The sequence below is a fragment of the Enterobacter sp. H2G27 genome, from assembly GCF_054403075.1.
Map to the genome: position 1 here is coordinate 3,004,275 of NZ_JBSVSI010000001.1, position 20,022 is coordinate 3,024,296.

20 protein-coding genes are annotated in these 20,022 nt (G+C 56.3%); 8 read left to right on the forward strand and 12 right to left on the reverse strand.

Annotation, left to right across the window (positions count from 1 at the left end):
• Window positions 1-46: 46 nt before the first annotated feature.
• Window positions 47-1,042 (reverse strand): cell division protein ZipA, encoded by a 996-nt coding sequence (gene zipA, locus ACW9E7_RS14175; RefSeq protein WP_458727961.1) that lies wholly within the window; start codon window positions 1,040-1,042, stop codon window positions 47-49.
• A gap of 230 nt (window positions 1,043-1,272) precedes the next feature.
• Here zipA and cysZ point away from each other — a divergent pair, with 230 nt between their 5' ends.
• The 5 genes from cysZ to crr all read left to right on the forward strand — a co-directional run bounded on the left by cysZ (window position 1,273) and on the right by crr (window position 6,066).
• Window positions 1,273-2,034, forward strand: a complete 762-nt coding sequence (gene cysZ / locus ACW9E7_RS14180; RefSeq protein ID WP_111965203.1) for a sulfate transporter CysZ — start codon at window positions 1,273-1,275, stop codon at window positions 2,032-2,034.
• 163 nt (window positions 2,035-2,197) lie between these two features.
• Window positions 2,198-3,169 (forward strand): cysteine synthase A, encoded by a 972-nt coding sequence (gene cysK, locus ACW9E7_RS14185; RefSeq protein WP_014884739.1) that lies wholly within the window; start codon window positions 2,198-2,200, stop codon window positions 3,167-3,169.
• Between the two features lie 317 nt (window positions 3,170-3,486).
• Window positions 3,487-3,744 (forward strand): phosphocarrier protein Hpr, encoded by a 258-nt coding sequence (gene ptsH / locus ACW9E7_RS14190; protein ID WP_045909449.1) that lies wholly within the window; start codon window positions 3,487-3,489, stop codon window positions 3,742-3,744.
• Between the two features lie 44 nt (window positions 3,745-3,788).
• Window positions 3,789-5,516, forward strand: a complete 1,728-nt coding sequence (ptsI, locus tag ACW9E7_RS14195) for a phosphoenolpyruvate-protein phosphotransferase PtsI (protein WP_023332954.1) — start codon at window positions 3,789-3,791, stop codon at window positions 5,514-5,516.
• Between the two features lie 40 nt (window positions 5,517-5,556).
• The gene (gene crr / locus ACW9E7_RS14200; protein ID WP_003861316.1) at window positions 5,557-6,066 is read left to right on the forward strand and encodes a PTS glucose transporter subunit IIA; all 510 of its coding nucleotides are present in this window, start codon (window positions 5,557-5,559) and stop codon (window positions 6,064-6,066) included.
• Window positions 6,067-6,110: 44 nt separating this feature from the next.
• Here crr and pdxK read toward each other — a convergent pair whose 3' ends face one another.
• The 10 genes from pdxK to ACW9E7_RS14250 all read right to left on the reverse strand — a co-directional run bounded on the left by pdxK (window position 6,111) and on the right by ACW9E7_RS14250 (window position 14,452).
• Window positions 6,111-6,947: a pyridoxine/pyridoxal/pyridoxamine kinase gene (gene pdxK / locus ACW9E7_RS14205; RefSeq protein ID WP_133294881.1), complete on the reverse strand. Its 837-nt coding sequence runs from the start codon at window positions 6,945-6,947 to the stop codon at window positions 6,111-6,113.
• Between the two features lie 5 nt (window positions 6,948-6,952).
• Complete coding sequence (gene cysM, locus ACW9E7_RS14210; RefSeq protein WP_458727962.1) at window positions 6,953-7,864, reverse strand: cysteine synthase CysM; 912 nt, start codon at window positions 7,862-7,864, stop codon at window positions 6,953-6,955.
• Window positions 7,865-7,982: 118 nt separating this feature from the next.
• Window positions 7,983-9,077 (reverse strand): sulfate/thiosulfate ABC transporter ATP-binding protein CysA, encoded by a 1,095-nt coding sequence (gene cysA, locus ACW9E7_RS14215; RefSeq protein WP_008501607.1) that lies wholly within the window; start codon window positions 9,075-9,077, stop codon window positions 7,983-7,985.
• On the reverse strand, window positions 9,067-9,942 hold the full coding sequence (gene cysW, locus ACW9E7_RS14220; RefSeq protein ID WP_045325891.1) for a sulfate/thiosulfate ABC transporter permease CysW: 876 nt from the start codon (window positions 9,940-9,942) through the stop codon (window positions 9,067-9,069). Before cysW ends, cysA begins: the two co-directional genes overlap by 11 nt.
• Window positions 9,942-10,775 carry a sulfate/thiosulfate ABC transporter permease CysT gene (gene cysT, locus ACW9E7_RS14225; RefSeq protein WP_115875956.1) on the reverse strand — a complete coding sequence of 278 codons (834 nt, stop codon included), beginning with the start codon at window positions 10,773-10,775 and terminating at the stop codon, window positions 9,942-9,944. The genes cysW and cysT overlap by 1 nt, the downstream gene beginning before the upstream one ends.
• On the reverse strand, window positions 10,775-11,788 hold the full coding sequence (locus ACW9E7_RS14230) for a sulfate ABC transporter substrate-binding protein (protein WP_458727963.1): 1,014 nt from the start codon (window positions 11,786-11,788) through the stop codon (window positions 10,775-10,777). The genes cysT and ACW9E7_RS14230 overlap by 1 nt, the downstream gene beginning before the upstream one ends.
• A gap of 171 nt (window positions 11,789-11,959) precedes the next feature.
• Window positions 11,960-12,859 (reverse strand): Dyp-type peroxidase, encoded by a 900-nt coding sequence (locus ACW9E7_RS14235; protein ID WP_111965199.1) that lies wholly within the window; start codon window positions 12,857-12,859, stop codon window positions 11,960-11,962.
• A gap of 92 nt (window positions 12,860-12,951) precedes the next feature.
• Window positions 12,952-13,527, reverse strand: a complete 576-nt coding sequence (locus ACW9E7_RS14240; protein ID WP_458727964.1) for an RpoE-regulated lipoprotein — start codon at window positions 13,525-13,527, stop codon at window positions 12,952-12,954.
• 63 nt (window positions 13,528-13,590) lie between these two features.
• A complete protein-coding gene (locus tag ACW9E7_RS14245; protein ID WP_115875958.1) occupies window positions 13,591-14,040 on the reverse strand; it encodes a DUF2919 domain-containing protein in 450 nt (149 codons plus the stop codon).
• Window positions 14,027-14,452 (reverse strand): GNAT family acetyltransferase, encoded by a 426-nt coding sequence (locus tag ACW9E7_RS14250; RefSeq protein WP_014884750.1) that lies wholly within the window; start codon window positions 14,450-14,452, stop codon window positions 14,027-14,029. Before ACW9E7_RS14250 ends, ACW9E7_RS14245 begins: the two co-directional genes overlap by 14 nt.
• A gap of 212 nt (window positions 14,453-14,664) precedes the next feature.
• Here ACW9E7_RS14250 and amiA point away from each other — a divergent pair, with 212 nt between their 5' ends.
• Together amiA and hemF are read left to right on the forward strand one after the other, a co-directional pair.
• Window positions 14,665-15,540 carry an N-acetylmuramoyl-L-alanine amidase AmiA gene (amiA, locus tag ACW9E7_RS14255; protein ID WP_023308739.1) on the forward strand — a complete coding sequence of 292 codons (876 nt, stop codon included), beginning with the start codon at window positions 14,665-14,667 and terminating at the stop codon, window positions 15,538-15,540.
• Window positions 15,540-16,439 (forward strand): oxygen-dependent coproporphyrinogen oxidase, encoded by a 900-nt coding sequence (hemF, locus tag ACW9E7_RS14260; protein ID WP_133294884.1) that lies wholly within the window; start codon window positions 15,540-15,542, stop codon window positions 16,437-16,439. The genes amiA and hemF overlap by 1 nt, the downstream gene beginning before the upstream one ends.
• A 56-nt stretch (window positions 16,440-16,495) precedes the next feature.
• On the opposite strand, the gene maeB is transcribed toward hemF, so the two are convergent.
• Window positions 16,496-18,775 (reverse strand): NADP-dependent oxaloacetate-decarboxylating malate dehydrogenase, encoded by a 2,280-nt coding sequence (gene maeB / locus ACW9E7_RS14265; protein ID WP_133294885.1) that lies wholly within the window; start codon window positions 18,773-18,775, stop codon window positions 16,496-16,498.
• A 289-nt stretch (window positions 18,776-19,064) separates the two neighbouring features.
• Here maeB and tal point away from each other — a divergent pair, with 289 nt between their 5' ends.
• A complete protein-coding gene (gene tal, locus ACW9E7_RS14270) occupies window positions 19,065-20,015 on the forward strand; it encodes a transaldolase (protein ID WP_458727965.1) in 951 nt (316 codons plus the stop codon).
• Window positions 20,016-20,022: the final 7 nt, after the last annotated feature.

The window sequence follows — 20,022 nt, forward strand, 5'->3', positions numbered from 1 at the left end:
CCCCCGACATGCGGGGGTTGAGGAGGAGTTGAAGTCAACGCGGCGATTACGCGTTAGCTTCCTTAACTTCGCGGATGCGGTCTTGATACTCGCGCAATTTCTGCGGGGTCATCATTCGACGCTGATCGTCGAGCACCACGCCACCGACTTCGTCAGCGATGTGCTGAGCGGACTGCAGCATCAGCTTAAAGTTTTGCAGTTCATCACCGTAGGACGGCACCTGCATAAAGATAGTGACGCCCGGGGTCACGAAATCACCGGTCATTTCCGGATCGAAGGTGCCAGGGTTAACCATGTTGGCCAGGCTGAACAGCGCCGGACCGCTACCGTCAGGGCTCAGGTGGCGATGGAAAATATTCATATCGCCAAACTGGAAGCCTGCCTGTTGAATACTGTTAAGCAGCACATCGCCATTGAGATGGCTACCGTGATGCGCGGCCACGTTCATGATGATCACCGCTTCTTTACGCTGCGGTTTTTCAACAACCGGCTCTGGCTCTGCAACGGGCTCAGGCTCAACGTGCGGGGCCGGAGCAGGCTGAGGCGCAGGCTGTACGTGAACAGGCTGCTGCGGTTGTTGTACTGGCTGAGCAGGTTGTTGATGCACGGGCTGCTGAACCGGTTGCTGTACCGGTTGCTGTTGAACCGGCTGTGGCGCAGCAGGCTGCTGATAGACAGGCTGTTGCGGCGGCTGGCGCACCGGCTCTTCCACAGGCTGCGGCGCTGGCTGGCGCGGCTGTGCAGAAGCATACGGCGGTTGATACTGGTGCTGCGAAGGACGAGGCGCTTCATGCTCCCCATGGCCTGCGCCGGGCGCAGTATTGACCCGATGAACACGAACTTCACCCACGCCGTCGTCATCGCTACCGTCGATGTCATCTTCACTGTCATCGTCGTCACGACTGGACTTCATGCGCTTCAGTGGGCGATCGCGAAACATCGAGGAACGCTCTTTACGGCTGGTCCAGAAACCATGTACCAGTAAAGCGATTATGGCGATCGCGCCAACAATGATTAATATCAGACGCAAATCCTGCATCATTATATTCTCTGTTGTTCTAACACCTTGCCACCACGGCAAACATTTACTCACTAAGAGTATTTGCCGTTTACGTCAAGTGCAAGTGTGTGCAGAGCATTCACAGCATAAAGATGAAGGAAATCGTGCTTTTTGCTGGTTTTTCGAACATTTCCGAACTGGTCATTGCTCAGTAAGTGGATAATATAGGCGGGCAATTCCACTGGTTGTGTAAAAAGGAGTACAGCCTGGCTATGGTTTCAACATCTTCTTCCCCCCCGCGCAGCGGCGTCTGGTATTTTTCTCAGGGCTGGAAACTGGTCTCCCTGCCGGGGATTCGACGCTTCGTCATTCTGCCGCTGTTGATCAACATTATTCTTATGGGCGGCGCGTTCTGGTGGCTGTTTACAAAGCTGGAGAGCTGGATCCCGTCGCTGATGAGTTACGTGCCGGACTGGCTGCAGTGGCTTAACTACCTGCTCTGGCCGGTGGCGGTGATCTCCGTGCTGCTGGTGTTTGGCTACTTCTTCTCGACAATTGCAAACTGGATAGCCGCACCGTTTAACGGTCTGCTGGCGGAACAGCTGGAAGCGCGGCTTACCGGTGCGACGCCGCCGGACACAGGGATATGGGGGATCATGAAAGACCTCCCTCGCATTATGAAGCGCGAATGGCAGAAGTTTGCCTGGTACCTGCCCCGCGCGCTCGTGCTGCTTATCCTCTATTTTGTGCCAGGCATTGGCCAGACCGTGGCACCAGTGCTGTGGTTCCTGTTCAGCGCCTGGATGCTGGCCATTCAGTACTGCGACTATCCTTTCGATAACCACAAGGTACCGTTTAAAGAGATGCGCACCGCCCTGCGCAGCCAGAAGGTCGCCAATATGCAGTTTGGCGCACTGACCAGCCTGTTCACCATGATTCCCTTCCTGAATCTGTTCATCATGCCCGTCGCCGTTTGCGGCGCGACGGCGATGTGGGTCGACTGCTACCGTGCTAAGCACGCGTTATGGAAATAATGCAAAAATGTGTAAAGCAGGGGTGGCTTATGCCGCCCCTTATTCCATACTGATCCCCATTATTTCCTTGCAGTATATAGATATGCGAATTCCTTACTTCCCCCTACCTGCTCAACAGGTATGCTGGGTCGGTATCCCAATTTCATACAGTTAAGGACAGGCCATGAGTAAGATTTATGAAGACAACTCGCTGACTATCGGTCATACGCCCCTGGTTCGACTGAACCGTATCGGTAATGGACGCATCCTGGCGAAGGTCGAATCACGTAACCCGAGCTTCAGCGTTAAATGCCGTATCGGTGCAAACATGATTTGGGATGCTGAAAAACGTGGCGTACTGAAGCCTGGCGTTGAGCTGGTGGAACCAACCAGCGGTAACACCGGTATTGCTCTGGCCTATGTTGCTGCTGCGCGCGGCTACAAGCTGACGCTGACTATGCCAGAAACGATGAGCATCGAGCGTCGTAAGCTGCTTAAAGCGCTGGGCGCGAACCTGGTGCTGACCGAAGGCGCGAAGGGCATGAAGGGCGCCATTCAGAAAGCCGAAGAGATTGTGGCCAGCGATCCGGCGAAATATCTGCTGCTGCAGCAGTTCAGCAACCCGGCAAATCCGGAAATTCACGAGAAGACCACCGGTCCGGAAATCTGGGAAGATACCGACGGCCAGGTTGACGTCTTTATCTCCGGCGTGGGTACCGGCGGTACGCTGACCGGCGTGTCACGCTATATTAAAGGCACAAAGGGTAAAAAAGACCTGATCACCGTTGCCGTTGAGCCGACTGACTCACCGGTTATCACCCAGGCCCTGGCCGGTGAAGAGCTCAAACCAGGCCCGCATAAAATCCAGGGTATTGGCGCAGGCTTCATTCCGGGCAACCTGGATTTGAAGCTGATCGATAAAGTGGTCACCATCACTAACGAAGAGGCCATCTCTACCGCGCGTCGCCTGATGGATGAAGAAGGCATTCTGGCGGGTATCTCTTCCGGTGCGGCCGTTGCGGCAGCGCTCAAGCTGCAGGAAGACGAAGCCTTTACCAATAAGAATATTGTGGTTATCCTTCCGTCCTCGGGTGAGCGTTACTTGAGCACCGCACTGTTTGCCGATCTGTTTACCGAAAAAGAGCTGCAACAGTAGTGCCAGCATGTTAATAACGCGTAAAAAAGCACCTTTTCAGGTGCTTTTTTGTGGCCTGCTTCAAACTTTTACCCCTCCTGGCATTGCTTCACCCCGTTGGGTCTGGTATTTAAACCAGCAATTATTTTGATGCGTGAAATTAATCGGTGAATGAAATAGCCTTGCTGAATCGATTTTATGATTTGGTTCAAGTCTTGCTTTCGCTGCATAATGTTTAATGACGATCGAAACGTCAGCGCTAACAATACAGGCTAAAGTTCAGTCGCCAGGCTAGACTTTAGTTCCACAACACTAAACCTATAAGTTGGGGAAATACAATGTTCCAGCAAGAAGTTACCATTACCGCTCCGAACGGTCTGCACACCCGCCCTGCTGCTCAGTTTGTTAAAGAAGCAAAAGGCTTTTCTTCTGAAATCACTGTGACTTCCAACGGCAAAAGCGCGAGCGCAAAAAGCCTGTTCAAACTGCAGACTCTGGGCCTGACTCAGGGCACCGTTGTCACCATCTCTGCGGAAGGTGAAGACGAGCAGAAAGCAGTTGAGCATCTGGTAAAACTGATGGCTGAGCTCGAGTAAGTTTCCGGGTTCTTTTAAATATCAGTCACAAGTAAGGTAGGGTTATGATTTCAGGCATTTTAGCATCCCCGGGTATCGCTTTCGGCAAAGCACTGCTGCTGAAAGAAGACGAGATCGTCATCGACCGGAAAAAAATTTCTGCCGACAAGGTTGATCAGGAAGTTGAACGTTTTCTGAGCGGTCGTGCCAAGGCATCTGCGCAACTGGAAGCAATCAAAACTAAAGCTGGCGAAACTTTCGGTGAAGAAAAAGAAGCCATCTTCGAAGGGCACATCATGCTGCTCGAAGATGAGGAGCTGGAGCAGGAAATCATAGCCCTGATTAAAGATAAAGGCATGACGGCCGACGCGGCTGCGCATGAAGTTATCGAAGGTCAGGCAACTGCCCTGGAAGAACTGGATGATGAATACCTGAAAGAACGTGCGGCTGACGTACGTGACATCGGTAAGCGCCTGCTGCGCAACATCCTGGGTCTGGCCATTATCGACCTGAGCGCAATTCAGGATGAAGTGATCCTGGTTGCCGCGGACCTCACCCCGTCTGAAACCGCACAGCTGAACCTGAAAAAGGTCCTCGGTTTCATCACCGACGCGGGTGGCCGTACCTCCCACACCTCTATCATGGCGCGCTCTCTGGAACTGCCTGCCATCGTGGGTACCGGTAGCGTCACCTCTCAGGTGAAAAATGGCGACTATCTGATTCTGGATGCCGTAAACAATCTGGTTTACGTCAACCCAACTAATGAAGAGATCGATAAACTGCGCGCGGTTCAGGAGCAGGTTGCGACTGAAAAAGCGGAACTCGCTAAGCTGAAAGACCTGCCAGCTATCACCCTTGACGGCCATCAGGTAGAAGTATGCGCAAACATCGGTACCGTTCGCGACGTTGATGGCGCTGAGCGCAACGGTGCGGAAGGCGTAGGTCTCTATCGTACAGAATTCCTGTTCATGGACCGCGACGCGCTGCCAACGGAAGAAGAGCAGTTTGCTGCCTATAAAGCCGTGGCTGAAGCGTGTGGCTCTCAGGCGGTTATCGTCCGTACTATGGACATTGGTGGCGACAAAGAGCTGCCGTACATGAACTTCCCGAAAGAAGAGAACCCGTTCCTGGGCTGGCGTGCGATTCGTATCGCGATGGATCGTAAAGAGATCCTGCGTGACCAGGTTCGCGCGATCCTGCGTGCCTCTGCTTTCGGTAAACTGCGCATCATGTTCCCGATGATCATCTCTGTTGAAGAAGTGCGTGCACTGAAGAAAGAGATCGAAATTTACAAGCAGGAACTGCGCGACGAAGGTAAAGCGTTTGACGAGTCAATCGAGATCGGCGTAATGGTGGAAACACCTGCGGCGGCGACTATTGCTCGTCATTTAGCCAAAGAAGTTGATTTCTTTAGTATCGGCACCAATGATTTAACGCAGTACACCCTGGCAGTTGACCGTGGTAATGATATGATTTCACATCTCTACCAGCCAATGTCACCGTCCGTACTGAACTTGATCAAGCAAGTTATTGATGCTTCTCATGCAGAAGGTAAATGGACTGGCATGTGTGGTGAGCTTGCAGGCGACGAACGTGCTACACTTCTGTTGCTGGGTATGGGTCTGGACGAATTCTCTATGAGCGCCATTTCCATCCCGCGCATTAAGAAGATTATCCGTAACACGAACTTCGAAGATGCGAAGGTGTTAGCAGAGCAGGCTCTTGCTCAACCGACAACGGACGAGTTAATGACGCTGGTTAACAAGTTCATTGAAGAAAAAACAATCTGCTAATCCACGAGATGCGGCCCAAATTACTGCTTAGGAGAAGATCATGGGTTTGTTCGATAAACTGAAATCTCTGGTTTCTGATGATAAGAAAGACTCCGGAACTATTGAGATTGTTGCTCCGCTCTCCGGCGAGATCGTCAACATCGAAGACGTGCCGGATGTAGTGTTTGCTGAGAAAATCGTTGGTGATGGCATTGCTATCAAACCAACTGGCAACAAAATGGTTGCTCCAGTTGACGGCACCATCGGTAAAATTTTTGAAACCAACCATGCGTTCTCTATCGAATCTGATAGCGGTATCGAACTGTTCGTTCACTTCGGTATCGACACCGTTGAACTGAAAGGCGAAGGCTTCAAACGTATCGCGGAAGAAGGCCAGCGTGTTAAAGTTGGCGACCCGGTAATTGAATTCGATCTGCCACTGCTGGAAGAAAAAGCCAAGTCTACCCTGACGCCGGTTGTTATCTCCAACATGGACGAAATCAAAGAACTGATCAAACTGTCTGGCAGCGTCACCGTGGGTGAAACCCCGGTTATCCGCATCAAGAAGTAATTCTTGCCGCACAGAAAAATGGCGCCTTCGGGCGCCATTTTTGTTTATGCCGGTAGGATAAGCTCGTCGTAGCCTTTCGACTGGGTATAGAGCATCACATCAGTCACCCGATCGCCCGCCATGCGAATGGCGTCGGCAACGGTTTTCCCCTCAACAATTCCGCTCACCAGTTCTGAACAAAACAGGTCTCCCGTCCCTTTCAGATCGGTTTCTACCCGTGGATGCGCGCTGACGGTCACGCCCTCATTCGTCACCAGCACCACGTGGATATTCTGCGGATCATCGGCCACCGGCGCGCTGGTAATCGCCACCCATTTCAGGCTGTCAGAGAGCAGTCCCTGTGCCGCCGCGATGGCGCTTTCCGGCGTGCGGCACGGTTTGCCGCTTAACACTTCCAGCTCGTAGACGTTTGGCGTAATCCCCTGCGCCAGCGGCAGCAGGTGCTCCCGATACGCCTGCGGGATATCCGGCTTCACGTACATCCCGCTGTCGATATCTCCGATAACCGGGTCGACCAGCACCAGCAGATCAGGATGCTGAGCTTTGACCGCCTTCAGCCACTGCGCCAGCAGGACGATCTGGCTGGCATTTCCCATATAGCCGGTGGTAACCGCCTTAAGCTCGCGCAGGATCTCGCGCTCTTCCAGCGCCTTCAGGTAGCCGCTGAACCACTCATCGGGGATCACGCCACCATAGAAGGTGTCATAGTGTGGCGTGTTGCTGAACAGTACCGTTGGCACGGCGGTGACGTTCAGCCTGTGGGTTCGAATATTAGGAACCGCAATGCTGTTACCCACGCTGCCGTACACCACCTGCGACTGTACCGCGACAATATCAGTTTGCTGCGCCCGGGTATTATCCCGGAATAGAATCATCTCCATGACGCTTAAATCCCCGCCCCCTGCGAATAACTCTCTTCACCAAAGACGCCGGTAGACAGATAGCGATCGCCTCGATCGCAAATAATCGCCACCACCACAGCACCCGGGTTTGCCTGCGCTACCCGAATCGCGCCCGCTGCCGCGCCGCCCGAGCTGACGCCGCAGAAGATACCTTCGCGTACGGCCAGCTCACGCATGGTATTTTCCGCCTCGCGCTGGTGAAGATCCAGCACCTGGTCCACCAGCTGCGCATTAAAGATGCCGGGCATATACTCCGCCGGCCAGCGGCGAATGCCCGGAATGCTGCTCCCCTCTTCCGGCTGCAGGCCCACAATGGTGACGGCTTTGTCCTGCTCGCGCAGAAAACGCGATACGCCGGTAATGGTGCCGGTGGTGCCCATGCTGGAGACAAAATGGGTGATTCGCCCGTCGGTTTGCTGCCAGATTTCCGGGCCGGTGGTGGTGTAGTGCGCGTACGGGTTGTCCGGGTTATTAAACTGATCGAGCAGTTTACCTTCGCCGCGCTCGGCCATTTCTAACGCCAGGTCGCGCGCGCCTTCCATCCCCTGCTCTTTGGTCACCAGAATCAGCTCGGCCCCGTAGGCACGCATCGCGGCGCGGCGCTCCTGGCTCATATTGTCCGGCATCAGCAGCTTCATGCGGTAGCCTTTCAGCGCCGCAATCATCGCCAGGGCGATACCGGTGTTGCCGCTGGTGGCCTCTATGAGCACGTCGCCTGGCTTAATTTCTCTGCGTTTTTCGGCCTGGACAATCATCGACAGCGCCGCGCGGTCTTTCACCGACCCCGCCGGGTTATTGCCTTCGAGTTTGACCCAGATTTCACTGCCGTTGTCCGGCCCCATGCGCTGAAGCTTGACCAGAGGAGTGTTGCCGATGGTGTGTTCGAGTGTATTCACGATTTTTACTCAATAAAAAAGCCGGCGCGCGCGCAGCGATCCCGGCCTACAAGACGCAGTGATAACTGTAGGCCCGGTCAGCGCAGCGCCACCGGGCGATAAACATCCTAATAACCTATCAGGCTGACTCCGCCAGAGCAATATCCTCGCGCGTCTCGATGCGCTCCTTCCCGTGATAAATCCGGGCATGCTGCAGCCCGACAAACAGACGCTCACCCCGGTGCGGCGGCACGTCGTCGCGCATGACCACGGTCAGCGGCTCGGTATACCAGCCCAGCGGCTGTACCACCAGTTGGGTGTAGTGACCTTTAGGGCTAGCTTCCAGCACCTGCACCGGCAGCGGTGAATCCAGGCTGGTTCGGCGGCTCACGTCCACTTCCCACGGACGCAGGAACAGATCGACCGGCCCCTGATGCGCGGAGGTATAGCCCAGCGGCCAGCGGTGCGCGCCCACGTGGAACTGTCCACCGCGAATAGTACCCTGAAGACGGTTTACCTCGCCCATAAACTCCAGCACGAAGCGGGTCGCCGGTTCACGCCAGAGCTGCTCCGGCTCGTCAACCTGCTCAATGTTGCCCTGGCTCATGACCACCACGCGATCCGCAACTTCCATCGCCTCTTCCTGATCGTGGGTCACGAAGACGCTGGTGAATTTCAGCTCTTCATGGAGCTGACGCAGCCAGCGGCGCAGCTCTTTACGCACCTGCGCATCCAGCGCGCCGAAGGGCTCATCCAGCAGCAGAATTTGCGGTTCAACGGCCAGCGCGCGAGCCAGCGCCACGCGCTGTTTCTGCCCGCCGGACAGCTGGGCCGGAAAACGATCCGCCAGGTGAGCCAGCTGCACCATCTCCAGCAGTTTGGTCACCTTCGCCTTAATGGTTGCCGCATCCGGGCGCTCGCGACGCGGCAGCACGGTAAGCCCAAACGCGATGTTGTCAAACACGGTCATGTGGCGGAACAGCGCGTAATGCTGGAACACAAAACCCACTTTACGATCGCGGGCGTGCAGGCGGCTCACGTCGGTGCCGTGGAAGCGGATGTGCCCGCTGGTCTGGTGCTCAAGCCCGGCGATAATACGCAGCAGCGTGGTTTTGCCCGAGCCGGACGGCCCCAGCAGCGCCACCATTTGTCCGGAAGGGATATCCAGCGAGATATCATTCAGCACCTGGGTGCGACCAAAAGACTTCTTAATATTGGCAATCTCAATGCTCATGATTTCCCTCCTGATGCTGACGTTTTTCCTGATTTTCTAAACGCCACTGCACCACACTCTTCAAAAACAGGGTCAAAATGGCCATCAGCGTCAATAACGCTGCGGCAGTAAACGAGCCGATGGTGTTGTAGTCCTGCTGCAGCAGTTCAATCTGCAGCGGCAGCGACAGGGTTTCACCCCGGATAGAGCCGGAAACAACGGAAACGGCACCGAACTCGCCAATCGCGCGGGCGTTGGTCAGCACCACGCCATAAAGCAACGCCCAGCGGATGTTCGGCAGCGTCACGCGGCGGAACATTTGCCAGCCCGAAGCACCCAGCAGCACCGCCGCTTCGTCTTCGTTGCTCCCCTGGCTTAACATCACCGGCACCAGCTCGCGCACCACAAACGGGCAGGTCACGAAGATGGTGACCAGCACCATGCCCGGCCAGGCGAACATGATCTGCAGGTTATGCGCATCCAGCCAGCCGCCCAGTGGGCCGTTGGAGCCGTAAAAGAGCAGGTACACCAGGCCCGCCACCACCGGCGACACGGCAAACGGAATATCCAGCAGGGTCAGCAGCAGCTGACGTCCGGGGAAGTTAAAGCGCGTCACCAGCCACGCCAGCAGGGTCCCGAACACCAGGTTCACCGGGACGGTGATCAGGGCAATCAGCACGGTGAGCCAGATGGCATGGAGCATATCCGGGTTCGCCAGGTTTTCCAGCGCGGGCATCAGACCCTTGCTGAACGCCTGAACGAAAATATAAATCGTCGGCACGACGAGAATGAGGGCGGAAACCAGCACGCCCGCCCCAATCAGAAACCATTTACCCCAGTTGATGCGGGGCGCATCGTATCGCTTCAATTGCGTAACTTCCGCCATCAGTGACCTACCACACGTCGACCAAAGCGACTTTGCAGAGTGTTAATCGAGTACAGCAGCAGCAGCGAGGCGGCGAGGATCACCGAAGCAATCGCGCTCGCCGCCGGATAATCAAACTCCTGCAGGCGGATGAAAATCATCAGCGAGGTCACTTCCGTTTTCCAGGCGATGTTCCCGGCGATAAAAATCACCGCGCCGAACTCACCGAGGCTGCGGGTAAACGACAGCGCGACACCTGCCATCAGCGCTGGAGAGAGCTCCGGCAGCACCACCTTGCGGAAGCTCTGCCAGCGCGTGGCGCCCAGCGTTTCCGCCGCTTCTTCGTATTCCGGACCCAACTCTTCCAGCACCGGCTGCACGGTACGTACCACAAACGGGATGCTGGTGAAGGCCATCGCCACCGCGATACCGAGCCAGGTATAGGTTACTTTGATATCAAATCTCGCCAGCCACTCGCCGTACAGCCCGTTTACAGAGAAGAGCGACGCGAGGGTTAAGCCTGCCACCGCCGTCGGCAGCGCAAACGGCAGATCCATCAGGGCGTCAAGCAGCGTGCGACCCGGGAAGCGATAGCGGGTCAGGATCCACGCCATCAGCAGGCCAAACACGCCGTTAAAAATGGAGGCGACAAACGCCGACAGCAGCGTCACCTTATAGGCCGCCACCACCTGCGGGTTGGTGACCACGTCCCAGTACTGCGCCCAGCTCATCTGAGCAAGCTGCATCACCAGCGCGCTGAGCGGCAACAGCAGGATCAGGCAGACGAACAGCAGGCTGGTCCCGAGGCTTAAGGTAAAGCCCGGCAGGACGCGTTTTGTCGAGACAGCAAACATTACTTATGCCCCGCCGCCAGCAGTTTGTCTAACTCACCGCCGCTGGCAAAATGCGTTTTCATCACATCAGGCCAGGAGCCAAAATGGTCTTCCACGCGGAACAGCGCGGTCTGCGGGAATTTATCTTTCAGCTTGTTCATCACGTCCGGGTTGTTCACGCGGTAGTAGTAATCGGTAATGATGGTCTGCGCCTGAGGGCTGTAGAGGTAGTTGAGATAGGCTTTTGCCGCTTTCTCGGTACCGTTCGCCTGCACGTTTTTATCCACCCATGCGACCGGGAACTCGGCCAGAACGTTGGTTTTCGGGATAACCACCTCAAAGCCCTGCGCTTCATACTGCTTGCGGATGTTATTCACTTCCGATTCAAAGCTGATCAGAACATCGCCGAGACCTCGCTCCGCGAAGGTCGTTGTCGCCCCGCGGCCGCCGGTATCAAATACTTCGACGTTTTTCAGGAACTGGGTCATGAACTGCTCGGTTTTGGCTTTATCGTTACCGTCAGCCTTGTCCGCCGCGCCCCACGCGGCTAAATAGGTATAACGCGCGTTACCGGAGGTTTTTGGGTTCGGGAAAATCAGCTTCACGTCGGAACGCACCAGGTCCCTCCAGTCGTGGATATTCTTAGGGTTGCCCTTACGCACCAGGAAGCCCATGGTGGAGTAGAACGGCGAGCTGTTGTTCGGCAGTCGGCTCTGCCAGTCCGCCGGGATGAGCTTGCCTTTGTCGTGCAGGATCTGCACGTCAGTCACCTGGTTGTAGGTCACGACGTCCGCTTTCAGTCCCTGAAGAATGGCCAGCGCCTGCTTGGACGAGCCGGCGTGGGACTGCTTGATGGTGAGCTTATCGCTGTTATTGTCTTTCGCCCACTGCTGTTCGAACGGGGGATTAAGGGCGGCAAACAGCTCGCGGGAGACGTCATACGAACTGTTCAACAGTTCAGTCGCCTGCGCCTGTGCCACCAGCAGTAAACCTGCCAGCGCCAGAGTTCCTTTTTTCAGTACAGTAACGGCCATTGCGCACCCTTATAAATGTGATGACTATCTTATAGTCATAATATTTATAACGGGGATGAAAGGAGTAACGGTTTTATATACCGTTTGGTGATTTAGAAGCAGAAAAGGGAATAAGGGTGAGGCCTGGTGCCCTCACCCCGCCCTCTCCCGCAGGGAGAGGGAGAAATGCCATTACAGCGCCAGCAGACGCTCAACGGACGGCGCAAAGTAGTAGCCGCCGGTCACCGGTTTGGTGAAGCGCAGCATGGCGTCGCGCTTGCCGTCGGTATCGCCGAACATGCTCAGCAGCTGCTGCTCGATGTTATACAGGCGCGCGCAGTAGGCGCAGAAGTAAAGGCCGTGCGTTCCGCTTGCCGTACCGTACGGCAGGCTCTGGCGGACAATCTTCAGCCCTTTGCCGTCTTCTTTGAGGTCAACGCGGGTCAGGTGCGAGGTAACGGGACGGTCGTCGCCGTCGATCTCTTCGTTAGCCTCTTTCGTACGGCCAATCATCATCTCCTGGTCGTGCACGCTCATGCGGTTAAGCTGCTTGAGGTTGTGCTCCCAGCGCTGCACGAACACGTAGCTGCCGCCCGCGTCCACGCCGTCTTTAATCACCGCCACCTCACGACGCGTCTCTTCCCCCGCCGGGTTTTCGGTACCGTCGACGAAGCCGCTCAGATCGCGCTCTTCGACCCAGCGGAAGCCGTGAACCTCTTCCTGCACATCAATGCTGTCGCCAAAAGCCGCTACCGCCGCCTGGGCAACGGAAAAGTTCACATCGTGACGCAGGGAGAGAATGTGGATCAGCACGTCGTATTGGGTTGCCGGAGCCAGACCTTTGCCGTATGGGATGAAGTCTTTCAGCTCTTCCGCCCCTTCGCCACCGCTCAGCTGACGCCAGACGTTATTGCCAAAGGCGACAACGGCGCCGAGGTGCGCTTCCGGGAATTTGGCCTGGAAGGTCGCCAGTTTATCAATAAACGCTTTGCTGGCCGCACGCAGGGCATCCACGTCCCCTTTAACATTGGCTTCAATCCAAATCGCCGCGCGGCAATGTTCTGGCAAAATGCCACTCTGAACCTGAGACATCGCTCCTCCTGAAATAAAGATGCCACGTCAGCGTGGCATTGATGGCGGGTATTATACCCGGATTTCAGCGAGGCGGTTTGCTCAGGCGCAAATTACTGCTTCCAGAGTATTTTGCTCACTTTCCAGCTCTTAAGCGTGTCGTCAGACGGCATCAGTCCTTCCGGGCCGCTCCAGGTGCCGGTGAAGACATAGCTGATGTGCTGGCTGCCTTCAGCCTTACATTCCACCGCAACCTTGTCGTCAGACGGCACGCTGGCGCAGTTGCCAAAGGCCTGCTTATAAAGATCGCTAAACGGGGTCCCCACCTTCACACCGCTCGCCGTCGGAATATCTTCATCCATCACCGCAATTCGGTTGACCGTGCCTTTGTCACCGTTGATCACCAGCGCCAGCTTGTCGCCGTTCAGCGCCTCGTAGTAGCGAACAATATTGCCATTCTCGGTTTTCATGCCGCTGCGCAGGCGGTAATCACTGCTGAGCGCATCCTGGATAGCATTCTGATCCAGCGCCGTCGCGGCGGTAATGTTCCCCACGCCCTGCTCGGTTACTTCCGTTGATGAGCCAAACCAGTTCCACGGATACGCAGCGGACCAGTTAATGGAGGAGAGCGTCGAACAGCCGGTCAATGCCAGCGGGAGAGCGCATAAGAGTAAACGCAGCGATTTCATTGAAACGTCCTTACTTGTTAAATCAACGCTTGTTGGAGTGCGACATCGGCAAAAAGTGCCGGATTAATCATCCTGAGGCGCAAAACAGGCGCGAAGACGCGGGTTGGTCATCAGCCACAGCAGCGCCACAATATCAGCAACCACCAGCGCAACGCCGGAGCCCGTCAGCGGTTCACCGTACCACCAGAGAACCGGCTGCCATAAGAGCAGCGCAGTCTGGGCAAGGATTAGCAGCCAGCGAAGCGTGCGCCAAAAACGAGGGATCAGGTGCCGTCGTCCGCTACACAAAAAAGCCACCACCGCCGGTACGCCCGGCAGTAAGCCGAGCCAGAAAGCATCGTGATCGGGATAAAAAAGATTCAGCAGCGTATCGCCCTGCCCGCGCGACGCGGCGGCCATCACAAACAGCACCCAGGTACGGGCCTGGAGCAGCAGAACGCACCAGAATAAAAAGGGCAGCCTGACGCGGCCCTGCGCGTCATAGTCTGCCGGATGAATCTCAGTACTCTTCATCTTCGATCAGACGCTTTCCCAGATTCAGCACGTCAGAATGCTCGTAGCCCAGACGCTCATACATGCCCAGCACCACATCGTTATCTTCCCGAACCATAATCTGGATTTTCGGGCAGCCGCGGGCGATCAGCTTCTTCTCGAGCCGGTTAAGCAGCGCATTGGCAATGCCGCGACCACGGTATTCCGGATGGACGCCCAGATAATAGGCCGAGCCGCGGTGGCCGTCGTAACCGCCCATTACCGTCCCCACAACCTCACCGTTGACTTCCGCGACCAGGAACAGACTGACGTCGTGATTCACCTTACGTTCGATATCCATTTCCGGATCGTTCCACGGACGCAGCAGATCGCAGCGCTCCCAAAGGGTAATCACCTCTTCGAAATCTTCCTGGCGAAAAACGCGTATCTCCATGGTATTAACCGCCTTTTCGGGTTTAAAAACTGTGATTATGGCGCGAAGCTCGCCTTTAGCCAATAACCGGGGAAAATCTCGCCAAAATTTGGCATAATGTCACTTTGTCACGTATTGAAATGAAAAGTAAAACAATTCTCAACATGGACTGTCGTAACGGGAAACACGATACGATATAACACCAGGACCCCATTTTTTAGTATTCAGGCCGCATGAGCACATTCAAACCATTAAAAGCACTCACATCGCGTCGTCAGGTTCTCAAAGCGGGGCTGGCGGCCTTAACGTTAACGGGTATCGCAAAGCAGGCTCAGGCGAAAGACGAGAGCACGCTTAAAACCAGTAACGGACACAGCAAACCGAAAACCAAAAAGCCGGGCGCGAAGCGTCTGGTGATGCTCGACCCTGGGCACGGCGGCATTGATACCGGCGCCATCGGCAAAAACGGGTCGAAAGAAAAACACGTCGTGCTGGCGATTGCAAAAAATGTGCGGGCGATTTTACGCAGTAACGGCATTGACGCCCGTCTGACGCGCTCTGGCGATACCTTTATTCCGCTGTATGACCGCGTAGAGATCGCCCACCAGCACGGTGCGGATCTGTTTATGTCGATTCACGCGGACGGCTTTACCAACCCTTCTGCGGCAGGTGCCTCGGTATTTGCGCTTTCCAACCGCGGCGCCAGTAGCGCCATGGCGAAATACCTCTCCGACCGCGAAAACCGGGCGGATGAAGTCGCCGGGAAAAAAGCCACCGACAAAGACCACCTGCTACAGCAGGTGCTGTTCGACCTCGTGCAGACGGATACGATCAAAAACAGCCTGACGCTTGGCTCGCACATCCTGAAGAAGATTAAGCCGGTGCATCGCCTGCACAGCAAAGGCACCGAGCAGGCGGCGTTCGTGGTCCTGAAATCACCGTCCATCCCGTCCGTGCTGGTGGAAACCTCCTTCATCACGAACCCGGAAGAGGAGCGACTCCTTGGCACCACGGCATTTCGTCAGAAGATCGCCAACGCTATCGCCTCCGGCATTATCAGTTATTTCAACTGGTTCGATAACCAAAAAGCGCACTCCAGGAAACGTTGATGAAACCCGATGCACAACTGGTCAAAACTTTCCTGCTGCAGCTGCAGGATGAGATTTGCCAGAAACTGGCCGCCGCAGACGGCGGAGAATTTCAGGAAGATACCTGGCAGCGCGAGGCCGGCGGCGGCGGGCGCAGTCGCGTGCTGCGTAACGGCGGCATCTTCGAACAGGCTGGCGTGAATTTTTCCCACGTTCACGGCGACGCCATGCCCGCGTCTGCGACGGCACATCGTCCTGAGCTGGCGGGCCGCAGCTTCGAAGCGATGGGCGTCTCGCTGGTGGTGCACCCGCACAACCCGTTCGTGCCAACCAGCCACGCCAACGTGCGCTTTTTCATTGCGGAAAAGCAGGGGGCCGATCCGGTCTGGTGGTTTGGCGGCGGTTTCGACATGACGCCCTACTACGGCTTCGAAGAGGATGCCGTACACTGGCACACCACCGCGCGGGATCTTTGCCTGCCGTTTGGCGAAGACATTTACCCGAAATATAAAAAGTGGTGCGACGACTACTTTTACCTGAAGCATCGCGACGAGCAGCGCGGCATCGGCGGACTGTTCTTTGACGATCTCAACACGCCTGATTTTGATACCGCGTTCAGCTTTATGCGCGCGGTGGGTGAAGGCTATACCGACGCCTATCTGCCCATCGTCGAACGCCGTAAAAACACCGACTACGGCGTGCGCGAACGCGAGTTCCAGCTCTACCGCCGCGGGCGCTACGTGGAGTTCAACCTGGTGTGGGATCGCGGGACGCTGTTCGGCCTGCAGACCGGCGGGCGCACGGAGTCAATTCTGATGTCGATGCCGCCGCTGGTGCGCTGGGAGTACTGCTACGAGCCAAAAGAAGGCAGCCCGGAGGCTGCCTTAAAAGAGTTTATTCAGGTTCGGGACTGGGTGTAACCCTCCCCTCACCCCGGCCCTCTCCCTTTGGGAGAGGGTTAGGGTGAGGGTAAAAATTACAGCGGCTGCGTCTGCGCCTCAACCACCGCCAGCGCCACCATGTTCACGATACGACGCACGGAGGCAATCGGCGTTAACACGTGCACCGGCTTCGCCACGCCCATCAGCACCGGTCCTACGGTCACCCCTTCAGAGCTGGAGACGCGCAGCAGGTTATAGCTGATACGCGCCGCTTCCACGTTCGGCATAATCAGGATGTTTGCCGATCCTTTCAGCGGGCTGTCCGGCATACGTTCGTTACGGATGCTCTCCACCAGCGCGGCATCGCCGTGCATTTCCCCGTCAATCATCAGCTCCGGCGCACGCTCGCGCACCAGCGCCAGCGTCTCACGCATTTTGCACGCCGCCGCTGATTTGGACGAACCGAAGTTAGAGTGCGACAGCAGTGCCACCTTCGGCTCGATACCGAAGCGGCGCACGGTCTCGGCGGCCATCACGGTGATCTCCGCCAGCTCGTCCGGGCTCGGATCGTCGTTAACATAGGTGTCAGCGATAAAGGTGTTCCCGCTCGGCAACAGCAGGGCGTTCATCGCCCCGGCGGTATGGACGCCGTCGCGATAGCCGAAGATCTCCTGCACCACGCTAAAGTGCTCGTGATAATCCCCGATGGTACCGCAGATCAGCGCATCCGCCTCGCCGCGATGGACCATGATCGCGCCGATCACCGTCGTGTTGCTGATGACGGCTTTCTGCGCCTGCTCCTGGGTGATCCCCCGACGCTTCATGATCGCGTAGTATTCGCTCCAGTACTCTTTGAAGCGCGGATCGGATTCGTTGTTGACGATCTCGAAGTCGACGCCCGGCTTAATCTGCAGGCCCAGCTTCTGGATACGCATTTCAATCACGCTCGGACGACCAATCAGGATCGGTTTCGCCAGGCCTAATGTGATCAGCTCCTGGGTGGCGTGCAGCACGCGCGCCTCTTCCCCTTCCGCCAGCACCACGCGCTTCGCGTCGGCGCGCGCCTGAGAGAAGATCGGCTTCATGAACAGGTTGGTTTTATAGACAAACTCGGTGAGCTTATCGACGTAAGCGTCGAAGTCTTGAATCGGACGCGTCGCCACGCCGGAGTCCATTGCCGCTTTGGCAACCGCAGGGGCAATTTTGACAATCAGACGCGGGTCAAACGGTTTTGGAATGATGTAGTCAGGGCCAAAGCTCAGATCCTGATCGCCATAGGCTGAGGCAACCACTTCGCTCTGCTCGGCGTGGGCCAGCTCCGCGATGGCGTGAACGGCTGCAAGCTTCATCTCTTCGTTGATCGCCGTTGCGCCGACGTCCAGCGCGCCGCGGAAGATGAAAGGGAAGCAGAGCACGTTGTTGACCTGGTTCGGGTAGTCCGAACGGCCGGTACAGATGATGGCGTCTTCACGCACCGCTTTCGCCAGCGGCGGCAGAATTTCCGGTTCCGGGTTGGCCAGGGCCAGGATCATTGGCGCACGCGCCATCTTCTTCACCATCTCCTGGGTCAGCACCTTCGGACCCGAGCAGCCGAGGAAGATATCCGCGCCGTCAATGACGTCCTCAAGCGTGCGCTTGCCGTCGTCTTCTACCGCATACGCCGCTTTGGTTTCCGCCATGTTCGGCTCGCGGTCTTTATAAATAACGCCCTTGGAGTCGCAGACCACAATGTTGTGTTTCTGCATACCCAGCGCCACCAGCAGGTTCATACAGGCGATGGCCGCGGCGCCGGCGCCGGAGACCACCATGCGCACGTCGGAGAGGTTTTTCTCTACCACGCGCAGGCCGTTGAGAATCGCAGCGGTGCTGATAATGGCCGTACCGTGCTGGTCATCATGGAACACGGGAATGTTCATACGCTCGCGCAGCTTCTGCTCGATATAGAAACATTCCGGCGCTTTGATGTCTTCCAGGTTGATCCCGCCGAAAGTCGGCTCCAGCGCGGCCACTACGTTGATGAACTTGTCAGGATCGAGTTCATCCACCTCGATATCGAACACGTCGATACCGGCGAATTTCTTGAACAGCACCCCCTTGCCTTCCATCACCGGCTTACCGGCCAGCGCGCCGATGTTGCCCAGCCCCAGCACCGCCGTGCCGTTAGAGATCACGGCGACAAGATTGCCGCGCGCGGTGTATTTGTAGGCCGCCAGCGGGTCTTTTTCGATTTCCAGACACGGGGCAGCTACGCCCGGGGAATAGGCCAGCGCCAGATCGCGCTGGGTTGCCAGCGGCTTGGTTGGGGAGACCTGGATTTTGCCCGGGACAGGGAACTCGTGAAAATCGAGGGCACTCTGTTTCAACTGCTCATCCATCTTATTTTTCCTTTCACGTATCGGTCAAAAGGGTGACGTAAGCGATCCTGATGCACACCCTGGTGTGCCACCTAGTATCGCCTCAGGCCGCCTCCTAAACTTTGAAGGCAGCCAAACTCTCACCATCACACATTAAAAATTGTTATCAATTTATAACAGCCATGTTACCCGTCTCAAAAGCAATGCCTCCCCCGTCTGCTATGCTTTTTTGTTAAGTCCATCATGATTTTTCCAGAAGTGTGAACTAACGCACTCATCTAACTCTTTTATTTCCAAGGAGTAATCATTTATGAACCAGCTAGACGGCATCAAACAATTCACCACGGTGGTGGCAGACAGCGGCGATATCGAGTCGATTCGCCACTATCAGCCGGAGGATGCGACCACCAACCCTTCGCTACTGCTCAAGGCAGCCGGGCTTACCTATTTTAGTCATCTGATTGATGACGCCATTGCCTACGGTAAAAAGCGCGGGAAGACGCAGGAGCAGCAGGTCGCCGAAGCCAGCGACAAGCTGGCGGTTAATTTTGGTGCGGAAATTCTTAAAAGCATCCCGGGCCGCGTCTCGACCGAAGTCGACGCCCGCCTCTCTTTCGATAAAGAAAAGAGCATTAACAAGGCGCGTCGCCTCGTGGAACTGTACGAGGAACAGGGGATCGATAAATCACGCATTCTGATCAAGCTCGCCTCCACCTGGGAAGGCATCCGCGCGGCAGAGGTACTGGAAAAAGAGGGCATCCACTGCAACCTGACGCTGCTGTTCTCCTTTGCCCAGGCGCGCGCCTGTGCCGAAGCGGGCGTGTTCCTGGTGTCACCGTTTGTCGGGCGCATCTACGACTGGTACCAGGCGAAACAGCCGATGGATCCGTACGTGGTGGATGAGGATCCGGGCGTGAAATCGGTCCGTAATATCTACGACTACTACAAGCAGCACCGCTACGAAACCATCGTGATGGGTGCCAGCTTCCGCCGTACCGAGCAGATCCTCGCCCTGGCAGGCTGCGACCGCCTGACAATTTCACCCAACCTGCTCCAGGAGCTACAGGACAAAGAAGAAACGGTGATCCGCAAGCTGGTGCCGACCTCCACCGTTCTGCCAAAACCGAAAGCCATGACCGAAGCGGAGTTCCGCTGGGAGCACAACCAGGACGCCATGGCCGTGGAAAAACTGGCGGACGGTATCCGCCAGTTCGCCGTCGACCAGCGCAAACTAGAAGATCTTCTCGCCGCCAAACTTTAACCTTGCC